At 42.1% G+C, this 14,859-nt stretch carries 10 protein-coding genes; 8 read left to right on the top strand and 2 right to left on the bottom strand.

The genetic code is table 11. The annotated features are described in order from the left end of the window. Positions 1-63: 63 nt before the first annotated feature. Both NW213_RS01120 and NW213_RS01115 read left to right on the top strand, forming a co-directional pair. Complete coding sequence (locus tag NW213_RS01120; RefSeq protein WP_258321540.1) at positions 64-2,229, top strand: S46 family peptidase; 2,166 nt, start codon at positions 64-66, stop codon at positions 2,227-2,229. After that, a complete protein-coding gene (locus NW213_RS01115) occupies positions 2,229-4,391 on the top strand; it encodes a S46 family peptidase (protein ID WP_258321539.1) in 2,163 nt (720 codons plus the stop codon). The genes NW213_RS01120 and NW213_RS01115 overlap by 1 nt, the downstream gene beginning before the upstream one ends. A 128-nt stretch (positions 4,392-4,519) precedes the next feature. On the opposite strand, the gene NW213_RS01110 is transcribed toward NW213_RS01115, so the two are convergent. Both NW213_RS01110 and NW213_RS01105 read right to left on the bottom strand, forming a co-directional pair. Then, positions 4,520-6,847, bottom strand: a complete 2,328-nt coding sequence (locus NW213_RS01110) for a transglycosylase domain-containing protein (protein WP_258321538.1) — start codon at positions 6,845-6,847, stop codon at positions 4,520-4,522. A gap of 378 nt (positions 6,848-7,225) precedes the next feature. Beyond that, positions 7,226-9,820: a glycoside hydrolase family 78 protein gene (locus NW213_RS01105; protein WP_258321537.1), complete on the bottom strand. Its 2,595-nt coding sequence runs from the start codon at positions 9,818-9,820 to the stop codon at positions 7,226-7,228. A gap of 169 nt (positions 9,821-9,989) precedes the next feature. Here NW213_RS01105 and pyrB point away from each other — a divergent pair, with 169 nt between their 5' ends. From pyrB to NW213_RS01075, 6 genes are all read left to right on the top strand, one after another. After that, complete coding sequence (pyrB, locus tag NW213_RS01100; protein ID WP_204392246.1) at positions 9,990-10,931, top strand: aspartate carbamoyltransferase; 942 nt, start codon at positions 9,990-9,992, stop codon at positions 10,929-10,931. Positions 10,932-10,957: 26 nt separating this feature from the next. Beyond that, a complete protein-coding gene (pyrI, locus tag NW213_RS01095) occupies positions 10,958-11,416 on the top strand; it encodes an aspartate carbamoyltransferase regulatory subunit (protein ID WP_204400978.1) in 459 nt (152 codons plus the stop codon). 2 nt (positions 11,417-11,418) lie between these two features. Beyond that, the gene (locus tag NW213_RS01090) at positions 11,419-11,985 is read left to right on the top strand and encodes a flavin reductase family protein (RefSeq protein ID WP_154044233.1); all 567 of its coding nucleotides are present in this window, start codon (positions 11,419-11,421) and stop codon (positions 11,983-11,985) included. Between the two features lie 7 nt (positions 11,986-11,992). Further along, entirely contained in the window at positions 11,993-12,721 is a 729-nt protein-coding gene (locus tag NW213_RS01085) for a porin family protein (RefSeq protein WP_235340824.1), read from the top strand. A 42-nt stretch (positions 12,722-12,763) separates the two neighbouring features. After that, complete coding sequence (glyA, locus tag NW213_RS01080) at positions 12,764-14,044, top strand: serine hydroxymethyltransferase (protein WP_204392242.1); 1,281 nt, start codon at positions 12,764-12,766, stop codon at positions 14,042-14,044. A gap of 93 nt (positions 14,045-14,137) precedes the next feature. Then, the gene (locus tag NW213_RS01075; protein ID WP_258321536.1) at positions 14,138-14,854 is read left to right on the top strand and encodes an OmpA family protein; all 717 of its coding nucleotides are present in this window, start codon (positions 14,138-14,140) and stop codon (positions 14,852-14,854) included. The last annotated feature ends 5 nt before the right edge of the window (positions 14,855-14,859 follow it).

Raw genomic sequence — 14,859 nt, 5'->3', positions numbered from 1 at the left:
TTACTTTCCAATTGGTCACTTTTGAACTTTTTTAAACAATAACAATTCAAAAACTATAGTCAAATGAAGAAAATCAAAGTTTTGGCACTGGCACTTCTGTGCTCAGTATTCACGCCATCGAAGGCGGACGAAGGAATGTGGCTTCTGCAGCTGATGAAAGAGCAGAATCTGGCTGACAAGATGAAGGCACAAGGTTTGAAAATGAACATCTCAGACATCTACAATCCTGAACAGATTACACTGAAAGATGCAGTAGGTATTTTCGGAAGAGGATGCACAGGCGAAATCATCTCTCCTAACGGACTTATCCTAACGAACCACCACTGCGGTTATGATGCAATCCAGCAGCACAGTTCAGTGGAACACGACTATCTGACAGACGGTTTCTGGGCTAAGAGTATGGAAGAAGAACTCCCTACTCCAGGATTGACATTCAAGTTTGTTGAACGTATAGTTGACGTCACCGACAGAGTAAATAATGACATCAAAAAAGGCAAAATTGAAGAAGCCGAATCATTCGGAAGCGAATATCTGAAGAAGATTGCTGCCGACGACCTGAAAAAAAGCGACCTGAAGAAAGCTCCTGGCATCACAACTATGGCATTACCTTTCTACGAAGGTAACAGATTCTACGTATTCTATATCAAGACATACACAGACGTACGTATGGTAGCTGCACCACCTTCATCAATCGGTAAGTTCGGAGGTGAAACTGACAACTGGATGTGGCCTCGTCACACTGGCGACTTCTCTATGTTCCGTATCTATACAGACAAGAACGGAAATCCTGCCGACTACAGCAAGGACAATATTCCATTGAAGGCGAAAAAACACCTTACTATCTCTTTGAAAGGTCTTCAGGAAGGTGACTATGCAATGATTATGGGATTTCCTGGAAGTACAAGCCGTTATCTGACTGAAAGTGAAGTGAAACTGAGAATGACCGGTACAAACACTCCAAGAATTGAAGTCCGAGAAGCAAGACAGAATGTGTTGAGAGAAGAAATGGCTGCAAGCGACAAGGTTCGTATCCAGTATGCAAGCAAATTTGCAAGCTCAAGCAACTATTGGAAGAACTCTATCGGTATGAATAAGGCCATCATTGACAACAAAGTGCTTGAAACAAAAGCTGAACAGGAAGCTCGTTTCGCAAAATTTGCAATGGCTAAGAAGAATGCCGACTATCAGGGTGTAGTTGAAAAAATCAACGAGTATGTAAAGGCTGTTGAACCTATCCGCACTCAATCAACTTACTTCAGCGAAGTATTCAGAACAGGTATCGAATTTGAATCTTCTTATACACTCTTCAACAATCTGAAGAAAGCTCTTGAGAAAAACAAAAAGAAAGACATCGAAAAGGCTGTAGAAGCTCTTAAAGCAGAATTTGCAGATGTACACAACAAAGACTACGATCATGAAGTTGACCGTAAGGTAGCAAAAGTCTTGATTCCTCTTTACGCTTCTAAAGTTCCAGCAGACGCTCTTCCTAAATTCTACGAAACTATCAAGGCAAAATTCAACGGCGACTACAACGCATACATTGACGCTTGCTATAACAACTCTATTTTCGCTAACGAAGAAAACTTCAACAAGTTCATCAGCAACCCTACAGTAGAAGACATTGAAAACGACCTTATGGTACAGTACTCTGAAGCAAAAGCTGAAATGAGTAAGAAACTTTCTGAAAAGCTTAAAGCTGCAAGCGAAGGTATCAACCTGCTGCACAAGGCATACGTAAGAGGACTTTGCGAAATGTATGCACCGGAACCAAAAGCACCGGATGCAAACTTCACTATCCGTCTGACTTACGGAAATGTCAAGCCATACGATCCTAAAGATGGTGTACACTACAAATACTACACTACTCTGAAAGGTGTAATGGAAAAAGAAGACCCACAGAATCCTGAGTTCGTGGTTCCTGCAAAACTTAAAGAACTATACTCTACAAAGAACTTCGGACGTTATGCTATGGCAAACGGTGAAATGCCTACATGCTTCCTTACTACTAACGACATCACTGGCGGTAACTCTGGTTCACCTGTAATGAACGGCAACGGAGAGCTTATCGGTTGTGCATTCGACGGTAACTGGGAATCACTGAGCGGCGACATCAACTTCGACAACAACCTTCAGCGTTGTATTGCAGTGGATATCCGTTACGTTCTCTTCATTGTAGAAAAACTTGGAGGATGCAAGAATCTTATTGACGAAATGACAATCGTAGAATAATGAAAAAAACGATAATACTATCACTACTCACCACATTCACCCTCGCCGGACATGCCGACGAGGGAATGTGGATGCTGACCGACCTGAAAAAACAGAATGCGGCAGTAATGTACGATATGGGGCTTGACATCAGCATAGACGATGTTTATTCGCCCGACAACATATCGCTGAAAGATGCTGTGGTTCACTTCGGTGGCGGATGCACAGGCGAAGTTATCTCAGCCGAAGGTCTTGTTCTTACAAACCATCATTGCGGATACGGCTACATACAGCAGCACAGTTCTGTAGAGCACGACTATCTGACAGACGGCTTTTGGGCAATGACACGCGAACAGGAATTGCCTTGCGAAGGACTTACAATCACTTTCATCGACAAGATACTTGATGTCACAACTTACGTCAAGGAACAACTTAAGAAAGATGAAGACCCGGAAGGGCTGAACTACCTGTCACCGTCATATCTTTCGAAAGTGGCTGCAAGATTTGCCAAGAAAGAGAAAATCAAGACAGACGAATTCACAGTTCTGGAGCTCAAGCCTTTCTATGGAGCCAACAAATACTATCTTTTCGTAAAGACAGTATATAAGGATATCCGTATGGTGGGCGCGCCTCCTTCATCAATAGGAAAGTTCGGAGCCGATACAGACAACTGGATGTGGCCTCGCCACTGCGGCGACTTCTCAATGTTCCGCATCTATGCCGACAAGAACGGAAAGCCAGCCAACTACAGTGCAACCAACGTTCCTCTGAAAGTGAAGAAACATATCGCAATCAACCTGAAAGGAGTGAAAGAAGGTGACTTTACATTCGTTATGGGATTTCCGGGAAGAAACTGGAGATACATGATAAGCGACGAAGTGGAAGAACGCATGCAGACCACAAACTTCATGCGCGACACTATCCGCGGCGTACGTCTCAGAGTGCTTGGCGAAGAAATGGCAAAAGATGCAAAGACACGCATACAGTATGCAGCCAAATACGCATCGTCTGCCAACTACTGGAAGAACGCAATAGGAATGAACGAAGGATTAGTCAAACTGAAAGTTCTCGACAAGAAGAAAGAACAGCAGGAACACCTTCTGGAATATGGCCGTGAAACAGGTAACAACAGTTACAAGGAAGCTTTCGATGCTATCCGCTCAATAGTGGCAAAACGCAGAAATGCCGTTTATCATCAGCAGGCTATCTACGAAGCGCTAATGCTGGGAACAGAGTTCTACAAGGTTCCTGACACAGACGCACTCCGTAACGCTATAGAAGCTAACGACAAGAAAGCCATAAAGGAAGAGACAGAAAACCTGAAAGAAGCTTACAAGAAGTTCTACAACAAGGACTACAATCCGGAAGTTGACCGCAAAGTTTCAAAACAGCTTATTGCTCTTTATGCAAAATTAATTCCGGCAGAACAGCGAATAAGCATCTTCAAGCAGATAAACGAAAACTTCGGCGGAAACACAGATGCTTTTGTTGATGCATGTTTCGACAAGTCTGTCTTCAGAAGTCAGGCTGCACTCGACGCTTTCCTTCAGAATCCTGACATCAAGACTCTTCGTGAAGACCTGATGGTACAATATTCCAAGTCTGTAAAGGACGGATACAACGCTACATCAAATGCAATGAAAGCCGAAACAGACGCATATAATCTTGCACACAAGACATGGGTAGCAGGAATGCTTGAACTGAAAGCCAAGAACGGTACACCGGTTTATCCTGATGCCAACTCTACACTGAGACTTACTTACGGCAAGATTGGTTCTTACGAACCGGCAGACGGAATGGAGTATCTGTACTACACAACACTGAAAGGTGTTATGGAGAAAGAAGATCCTAACAACCCTGAATTCGTTGTTCCTGCAAAACTTAAGGAACTGTATGAAAAGAAAGATTTCGGCCCATACGCAATGCCTGACGGACGCATGCCTATATGCTTTGCCACAGGAACAGACAACACAGGAGGTAACTCCGGTTCTCCTGTATTCAACAGCAAAGGTGAGCTGATAGGAACAGGTTTCGACCGTAACTACGAAGGACTTACAGGCGACATTGCCTACAACCCACAGTTGCAGCGTGCCGCATGTGTTGACATCAGATACACACTGTTTATCATCGACAAGTTTGCAGGTGCAGGACATCTGATTGATGAAATGACAATCATCAAATAAGCCTATTTCCAAACAACAGTGAATAAATAAAAATCGCGCTTTGACTCCCCTGTCCTACAGGAAACGTCAAAGCGCGATTTTATTTGTTATGATCTAAACGGAATTTAAATGCCGCTTAAATCTTATCATCATTGGAAGAACAAGTCATCAAGATGACTTGTATTCTCTTCTTCCAGTTCAGAAACCTTATCCTTACATGGATCGAACTCATCAGGAATATCGAATTTCTCTTCCTGCGAATATCCCAAAGTCTTGTCGGCATAAACCTTATTCATATATATACCCCAAATAGGAAGAGCCATTGAAGCACCCTGTCCGTCAGCCATACGGTCGAAGTGAATGTCACGTTCCTCGCCTCCTACCCAACATCCGGACACCAGACTTGGAGTGAAGCCCATAAACCAACCGTCGGAGTTATTATTCGTAGTACCTGTCTTACCGCCCATATCAGCAGTGATGTGATACAGTCGTCTTACACGTCCACCGGTACCTTCATTGATTACCGCACGAAGCATTACAAGCATCTTGTAGGCACTGCTTTCGCTTATCACCTCGTTGACCTGTGGAGAGAATGTTGCCAAAACGTTACCATCGTTGTCCTCTATACGTGTGACGAACAACGGTGCCGTACGTATTCCCTTGTTCACGAAAGCCGTGTATGCGCTTACCATTTCGCCAACCGAAATTTCGCAAGGTCCGAGGCACAATGATATCGTAGGCTGTATCTCCTTATTAAGAACACCGAACGAATGAATCAATCTAACTAACTCATAAGGATTAAGCTTGCTCATCAGATAAGCCGAAATCCAGTTGTTTGAATTTGCAAGACCCCATTTCAGGGTAACAATCTCTCCGTAATGTTTCTTCGAACTGTTTCTCGGAGTCCATGCAATACCATTCTCATCGAAATAAGTTCCCTCAACGTTTCTTGTCTCGTCGCATGGAGAGAAACCGTTTTCCATTGCAAGCGAATACAGGTACGGTTTGATGGTAGATCCAACCTGACGGCGTCCCACCATAGCCATATCATACTTGAAGTTGTCATAGTTAGGTCCGCCCACATATGCTTTCACATATCCTGTAATTGGGTCCATCGACATAAATCCGGCACGAAGGAAATGCTTGTAGTATTTAATAGAGTCAAGAGGAGTCATGATAGTGTCCTTCTCACCCTGATATGTAAACACTGTCATCTCACGCGGAGTATTGAAAGCCTTCATGATTTCATCATCCGAATACCCTGCAGCCTTCATCACACGGCGACGCTCACTCTGTCTTATAGAACGGTTCAAGATAGCCTCAACCTCCTCATTAGAGAGCTGATTTGTATATGGAGCTGTCTTTCTGCCTTTCTTTTCCTTGAAGAAACGAGGCTGCAGGTATTCAGCCACATGCTCCTGTACCGCCTCTTCGGCATACTGCTGCATACGCGAATTTATAGTGGTATAAATCTTCAGACCGTCTGTATAAAGATTATAGTTTGAACCATCCTTTTTCTTGTTCTTGGCACACCATCCGTACAGAGGATTTGTTTCCCATGCAAGGGAATCTTCGTAGAACTTCTGCATCTGCCAGCCACGGTAATTCTTCTTCACCGGTTTCTTGGCATTCAGCACACCTCGGAGATATTCCCTGAAGTATGTAGCCAGACCGTCATTATGGTCAACCGGTCTGTATCTCAATACCAATGGCAATGCCTGAAGTGAGTCACGTTCAGCCTCAGTCAGATAACCAGCCTTACGCATCTGGTCGAGCACTACATTTCGACGTCCACGAGTACGTTCGTTGAAACGGCGCGGATTATACAGCGAAGGATTCTTACACATACCGATAAGTGTGGCAGCCTCTTCAATGCTCAGATCCTTAGGCTCTTTTGAGAAATAAGTGCCTGCAGCTGTCTTTATACCAACGGCATTGTTTAAGAAGTCGAACTTATTGAGATACATCGTAAGGATTTCCTCTTTGGTGTAATAACGTTCCAACTTAACGGCAATCACCCATTCGATAGGTTTCTGCAGCAGACGTTCCATCACATTGTCGGCTGTAGGCGAATAGAACTGCTTTGCCAACTGCTGGGTAATAGTACTACCACCACCAGCATTCTTCTGCATGAACACACCACGCTTGATTAGGGCACGCATGAATGCTCGCGCATCTATGCCGGAATGTTCGCTGAAACGCACATCTTCGGTAGCTACAAGAGCATGCACCAGATTTGGCGACAAGTCCTCGTAACCTACATACAGACGGTTTTCCTTGCTGAGCGACCACGTTCCCAACACCTTTCCGTCGTCAGAAATAACCTGTGTGGCAAACTTTATATTAGGATTTTCCAGTTCCTCGATAGGTGGCACATAGCCTATCTTGCCATCCGAGATAGCAGAAAATATTATATACGTTGCCAATATTCCTATCAGCAGCAACGCCCAAAGTACGATGATAAAAGTTTTTCTCATTGAAATAGCTTATTTGTTACATATCAGTTCCCTAATTCTCCAAAAAGGGAACAAATCGGCACAAAATTAGCAAAAGGTGAGCGCAAAAACAAATGAAAAATGAAGTTTTCAAATTTAGTCATGACAGAATCGTATTTCAAACTGTGATTTATATAAACACAACTTATATTTATAGATTATAAAAGCATAAAATAAACTTTACTAACGGGAGAAAAGACTTTTATACTAACCTAATAAAATTTTACGGACTATGGCAAAATACGTAATGCAGGAAATGAGAAATCTCCATAAAGAAGGAGAAACGCTACTCTACCCTAGAATGGTGATTGACTGTTGCTGCGATAAAGATATATTTCTTTTAAAGGCTCACTCATATTATTATCTTTCAATTCTGTAATCTCCAGCACCATATTCTTTTGCCACTTCCTCACAAGGAAGAGTTACCGATGCGGTACAACCTTCAGGAACGGTAAACTCCCAAATCCATGTATCGCCCTCGTATTTCCACGAACTCTTTATACGCCCTGATGCTGAATCATATACGGCATCTACAAATCCTATCCTCTTGTCAGGCACCGGTTTCATTATTATATGCCTGAAACCGGGACATGCAGGATCGGATGCAATACCGGCAACGCTCTCCCAAATCCATTCACACACCACTCCGTAAGCATAGTGATTGAAACTGTTCATGCCTTTGGGTCCCATACCGGACTCTATCATGTAGCTGTTCCATCTTTCCCATATTGTGGTTGCACCATTGTCGATGGAATATAACCAACTCGGATTTTTTCTTTGGAGAAGCAATTCCCATGCAATGTCCGACATTCCATTTTCTGTCAGTACAGGCATTAGTATCGAAGTTCCCAAGAAACCGGTCTGCAGACAATTGCCGTGTTCCGCAAAATTATTCCTCAAACGTGAAATTAAAGAAGTTTTTGCTTCACCTTCCACCAATCCGTTTTTAAGTGCAAAAAGCGCAGGAGTCTGCATAGTATTAAGAACATCAGTCTTGAATTTTCCGTCGGCTGTCAAGAATTTACCCTTGACATATGCTTTTGCCTCAGCAACCATATTCTCATAACGTGAAGCATCCCTACCGGTAGCCAAAGCCATATCACGCATCATGCCGGCATCAATTATCCAATATGATGCACTCAGATAATTCCAGTAATCAACGGCATCCGGAAGAGGGCCCGGATTTCCTTTTCTGTTTTTACCGAAAGCTCCACCGCCACAACTTTCAAGCGGCTCATAACTAAGCCAGTCGGCCCACTGGTAATTCATGTTTTCTTCCTTCAATACATTATGGTCATATTTTGTATCGTTTACGTGATTGATATATTTCTCCATAGACTCCCAGCACTGTTCTATTATACCGGCATCGCCATACTGTTTCCACATTGTCCATGGAACAATTATTCCTGCATCTGCCCATCCCACTCTCATCATCTCACCACCATATTGTGCCAAAGGAGCTACACCGGGGAAGCCGCCTGTTTCGCTTTGTGTATCCATCATATCTCTCATCCATTTATGAAAGAATGACAATGTATTTGCAAAGAATGTACCGGTTTCGGCAAAGACCTGAGTATCAGCAGTCCAACCAAGCCTTTCATTACGCTGCGGACAATCTGTAGGTACCGACAGATAATTCGAGCGCATGCCCCACACTGTATTTGATATAAGTTTATTCACCATTTCATTGCCGGTTGTAATTTTTCCGGTTTCCATTTCCTTTTTTATAGAAGTGACAGGAACGGATCTTATGCTTTTGATACTGACATCACCTGAAGTACGTATTGTAACAAAACGATAGCCGAAAAACGTATTACGAGGACAGAACTCCACATACGACTCACATGACGGGAATATATATTTAAGCCTCATACCGTCATCAGGTATTCTCAGATTCAGACGGTGTACACTTCCTTCCTGTCCGTCCATACCACGGCTTTTAGCGCCATTGCCGTCATTAAGAAGTTCTGACGGGAAACACTCCAATACAGTACCTTCCTCGGCCTGAAAAACGAATGAAGGTACAGCAGCACAGTTCTGACCGAAATCAACAACAAGATTTTCACCCGATGAAACTGTAATGGTTTCTTCAGGACTGTATTTCCTGAGAATATTGACCTTACCATACTCATCATCACTTTCTCCGGTTACACCTTTCCAAATATATACCTCTGCAGGTGGCAGGGCGAGATCTTTGCGGAAATACACATCAGCTCCAACAGACGGAATTATTTCACCTTTAAATTCGGTATTCAATTCAGGCTTGTAAAGTTTTTCCGGAGTTTCATATCCCGGTAATATACGCGCATCATAGTCTTCCCCATCAAAGATAGCGGCATGTGTAACAGGTCCGGCAATACCGGCTTTCCACTTTTCGGTATCAGTACCGACATATTCCTTGGTTCCATCGGTATATGTCAATTCAAGGACAGAGCGGAATGCACATTTCTTACCTATCATACCTGCATTATTATAAGGTGTTATTATTTTATCTGCCCACCATCCGGGAGTTACCTGTGCCGACAAAATGTTTTCTTCTCCTTTGTCTGAATTATATACATTAGTTATATCATAAGTAAAAGACAGTCTGGTTTTCTGATAATGGGTAAAACCTGGTTTCAATATTTCATCACCAGCCAATGTGCCGTTTACATATATATCATATACCCCCAGACCTGTTGTCATCCATAGGGCCTGCCTGACGTCCTTACTGTTAGTAACAGTAGTAACAAACCAGCTGGCACCATCAGCCGAACGTGTTCCGTCGATGACCTTTCCGGTCACCACCGGCGCATCCGAGACAGATATCCATGATGAACACTTCCATATAGAATCATTTAACGCAGCAACGCGGCAAACATCATTTTCCTGCTTAACTGTACATGATACAGAGAATGCAATAATCCCCGTAATAATTGCACTCGAAAAGACATTTTTCAATAGTTTCGTTTTCATAAAAAGGAATGTATAGATCTTTAAGTTATAAAGCAAAATTACGGAAAACCTTTGTAATAGCAATCTATTTCCAGAAACTTCTCATAAATATCCATTATTGGGCGGAACTTTGAAATATTTTATGTACCTTTGGGCTTCGGTATTAAAAAATAAACATAAAACTGCTAATATGGAAAATAGAAGTTTAGTTACTATTGCCGGACATTCCAAGGAGAAAATACTTTATCTGTTGGAAATGGCAAGAGAATTTGAGAAGAAGCCGAACCGTAGCCTTCTGGCAGGAAGAATTGTGGCAACATTGTTTTTTGAGCCATCAACTCGTACTCGCCTTAGTTTTGAAACAGCAGCTAACCGTCTGGGTGCAAAAGTAATAGGTTTTACAGACCCTAAGGTAACAAGCTCATCAAAAGGCGAAACTCTGAAGGATACCATTATGATGGTGAGCAACTATGCTGACATTATCGTAATGAGACACTATCTGGAAGGAGCTGCAAGATATGCCAGTGAAGTGACAAAGGTGCCTATAGTAAATGCCGGCGACGGTGCAAACCAACACCCTTCACAAACTATGCTGGACTTGTATTCCATATACAAAACACAGGGAACTCTGGAAAACCTGAACATCTACATGGTGGGCGACCTGAAATACGGACGTACAGTACACTCTCTATTGATGGCTATGCGCCATTTCAATCCTACATTCCACTTCATTGCACCGGACGAACTCAAAATGCCGGAAGAATACAAAATCTACTGCAAAGAACATAATATAAAATATGTGGAACACACTGAATTCAACGAAGATATAATTGCTGATGCAGATATTCTTTACATGACACGTGTGCAGAGAGAACGCTTCACCGACTTGATGGAATATGAGAGAGTAAAAGATGTATATATTCTGAACAACAAAATGCTGGAGAAAACACGCCCTAACCTGCGTATCCTGCATCCACTGCCTAGAGTCAACGAAATTGCTTACGATGTAGATGACAATCCAAAAGCATACTACTTCCAGCAGGCTCAAAACGGACTGTATGCCCGTCAGGCTATTCTTTGTGACGTATTGGGTATTACTCTTGACGAAGTAAAAGCCGATACAGAAAAATAATAACAGGATATAAATACATTTTGACCATGAACGAAAAAAAAGAACTGCAGGTAGCCGCTCTGGAAAACGGCACTGTAATAGACCATATACCGTCAGACAAACTTTTCACTGTAGTTTCACTGTTGAACCTCAAGGACATGGACAGCAATATCACTATAGGATATAACCTTGAGAGCAAGAAACTAGGCAAAAAGGGTATTATAAAAATAGCTGACAAATTTTTCACAGACGAAGAAATCAACCGTATTTCTGTAGTTGCATCAAACATCAAACTGAATGTAATCAGAAATTATGCGGTTGTGGAAAAGAAAGAAGCAATCATGCCTGACGAACTGAAAGGTATAGTGAAATGCAACAATCCTAAATGTATCACAAACAACGAACCTATGCAGACTTGGTTCCACGTGACTGACAAGGAAAAAGGACTGTTGAAATGTCATTACTGCGAAAAAGAACAGCAGAAGGACAATATTAAACTTATCTGATAATGAAGCAGGACTGGAAACCCGGAACAATGGTTTATCCGCTTCCTGCCGTAATGGTGAGTTGCGGCAGTTGTGAAGAAGAATATAATATAATTACTGTAGCGTGGGTAGGTACTATATGTACCAACCCACCTATGTGTTACATATCGGTAAGGCCGGAAAGGCACTCCTATCCTATTCTGAAAAAGAATATGGAATTTGTGATAAACCTTACCACTAAAGATATGGCATATGCCACAGACTGGTGCGGAGTGAGATCGGGCAAGAACTTCAACAAGTTCAGCGAAATGAAACTAACACCGGGAAAAGCATCTGTGGTCAATGCTCCCATTATAGAAGAATCACCACTCTGTATAGAATGCAGGGTAAAAGAAGTGATATCACTGGGATCGCACGATATGTTCATAGCCGATGTGGTAAACGTTAAAGCCGACGAGAAATACCTAAATTCGGAAACAGGTAAATTCGAACTTGCACAATCCAACTTATTGGTGTATGTGCATGGCGGATATTACTCATTGGGAGAAAAAATAGGTAAATTCGGATGGTCGGTCGAAAAGAAGAAATAAGCCGACAATGAGACATATACTTATATATATATTTTCTGTTGTAATGATTGCATGCAGTTCACAGCTGTATGCACAAGATATCATGCGACATGAGAAAAAGCAGAGAGTAAGTATAGGTATTAAAGGGGGATTTAACTCTACTATGACATTTACAGACGAAATATCATATGGAGACCAAGACATTACAGACATACAGAACAACTACAAGGTGGGATATATTGCCACTCTTTTCACACGAATAAATCTGATAAAAAAGCACTTCATACAACCGGAAATTTCGTATGCCGTTTCACATGGAAGTATAAGCATGAGCAATCTGCGCGAAAATGCAACCATACTTGAAGACAATGCCCTGATTAAAACAAAAATATCGTCATTGGAGGTACCAATTCTGTACGGATATAAATTTATTGATTCATATCCATACGGAATGTCGTTCTTTCTTGGGCCTAAAATAGCATGGACAATAAAAAAACAAAGTTACAGCGAGTACTCTGGTTTCTACCAGAAAAATATCGTTGAACATATAAAACCTATAAACTACAGCGCAGTACTTGGCATAGGAGTCAATATATCAAATATATTCTTTGACTTCAGATATGAAATAGGATGCAACAATATCACCAAGTCTGTTTCATATGATCACGCATCTACTCCGGAACCATATAACGAAAAGGAAATTACGCTTAAAAGACGTAAAAACATTCTGAGTTTCTCTGTAGGTGCAATATTTTAATACGGGAAAAACCATTTACAAACAAATAAATTATTCACAACTATGAAAAGAGATGATTTAATTTTCGGAATTATAGAAAAAGAACACCAGCGTCAGCTTAAAGGTATAGAACTGATTGCATCGGAAAATTTCGTCAGCGACCAGGTAATGGAAGCTATGGGATCATGCCTTACTAACAAATATGCTGAAGGATATCCAGGAAAAAGATATTACGGAGGTTGTGAAGTTGTTGACCAGAGTGAACAGATAGCTATTGACAGACTAAAACAGATTTTCGGAGCTGAATGGGCAAACGTACAGCCACACTCAGGAGCACAGGCAAACGCTGCGGTATTTCTGGCTGTATTGAACCCTGGCGACAAGTTTATGGGACTTAACCTGGCGCACGGAGGGCATCTGTCACATGGTTCAGCCGTAAACACATCAGGAATACTTTATACTCCATGCGAATACAACCTGAACAAGGAAACAGGAAGAGTTGACTACGACCAGATGGAAGAAATCGCTCTGAGAGAAAGACCGAAACTCATCGTAGGTGGAGGCTCCGCATATTCAAGAGAATGGGACTACAAGAGAATGAGAGACATTGCCGACAAGGTAGGCGCATTGCTTATGATTGACATGGCTCATCCTGCAGGACTTATCGCTGCCGGCTTGCTTGACAACCCAGTGAAATATGCTCATATCGTGACTTCTACTACTCACAAAACATTACGTGGTCCTCGTGGTGGTGTCATCATGATGGGTAAGGACTTCCCTAACCCATGGGGAAAGAAAACTCCGAAGGGTGAAATCAAGATGATGTCACAATTATTGGATTCAGCTGTATTCCCAGGTATTCAGGGTGGTCCGCTGGAACATGTAATAGCAGCCAAAGCTGTTGCATTCGGCGAATGTCTGCAGCCTGAATATAAGGAATATCAGATGCAGGTTAAGAAGAATGCTGCTGCACTGGCACAGGCTCTTATGGACAGAGGATTCACTATCGTATCAGGTGGTACTGACAACCACTCAATGCTTGTCGATCTGAGAACAAAATATCCAGACCTTACAGGTAAAGTAGCTGAAAAGGCTTTGGTATCGGCTGATATCACAGTTAACAAGAATATGGTCCCATTTGATACACGTTCTGCTTTCCAGACTTCAGGAATCCGTCTTGGTACACCAGCAATCACTACACGCGGTGCAAAGGAAGATTTGATGTACGAAATAGCCGAAATGATAGAAACAGTTCTTTCAAATGTTGACAACGAAGAAGTGATAGCATCTGTAAGAGCAAGAGTAAACGAAAAGATGAAAAACTACCCTATTTTCGCTTATTAAAAGAAATCAATAAAAAAATCAATGTCCGATGTAAACAAATTATATCGGACATTTGTATATATGGATATAACTAAACAATCAATTTAAATTACAATGACAAATTACAAACATGTAGCTTTAATTCTATCTGCCGGAATTTTGATGGGCAGCTGCGGTATGAGCAATACTGCTAAAGGTGGTATGATTGGCGGTGGCAGTGGAGCCGCTTTAGGAGCCTTAATCGGCGGATTGGCAGGAAATGGAAAAGGTGCAGCAATCGGCGCTGCTGTAGGTGCTGCCGTTGGTACAGGAGCCGGAGTCCTGATTGGAAAGAAGATGGACAAGGCGGCTGAAGAAGCAGCTAAAATAGAAAACGCACAAGTGGAACAGGTGACAGACAACAATGGCCTGCAAGCTGTAAAAGTTACTTTTGCTTCCGGAATATTATTCAGTACCAGCAGCTCAACATTAAGTGCATCTGCAAAAAGTTCCTTAACTGATTTTGCAAACAATGTACTCAAACAGAACCCTAACATGGACGTGGTAATCTATGGGTACACAGACAACACTGGATGGAAAAACTCTACAGCTGCTGAAAGCGTACAGAAAAACATTGAACTCTCAAAACAACGCGCAGCAAGTGTTTCAGGCTATCTTCTGGCTTGTGGCGTATCAGGAAACCAGATTAAAACCGTAGAAGGACTCGGCGAAGAAAATCCTGTAGCCAGCAACAATACAGAAGCTGGACGTCAGGAAAACAGACGTGTTGAAATTTATATGTATGCCAGTGAAGAAATGATCAAACAAGCCGAAAACGGTACACTTCAATAATAAAA

This window comes from Bacteroides sp. ET336 (assembly GCF_024733815.1).
Classification (GTDB): domain Bacteria; phylum Bacteroidota; class Bacteroidia; order Bacteroidales; family Bacteroidaceae; genus Phocaeicola; species Phocaeicola cellulolyticus.
The sequence above is the reverse complement of the archived record's forward strand: the minus strand, read 5'-3'. Positions and strand labels throughout refer to the sequence as shown.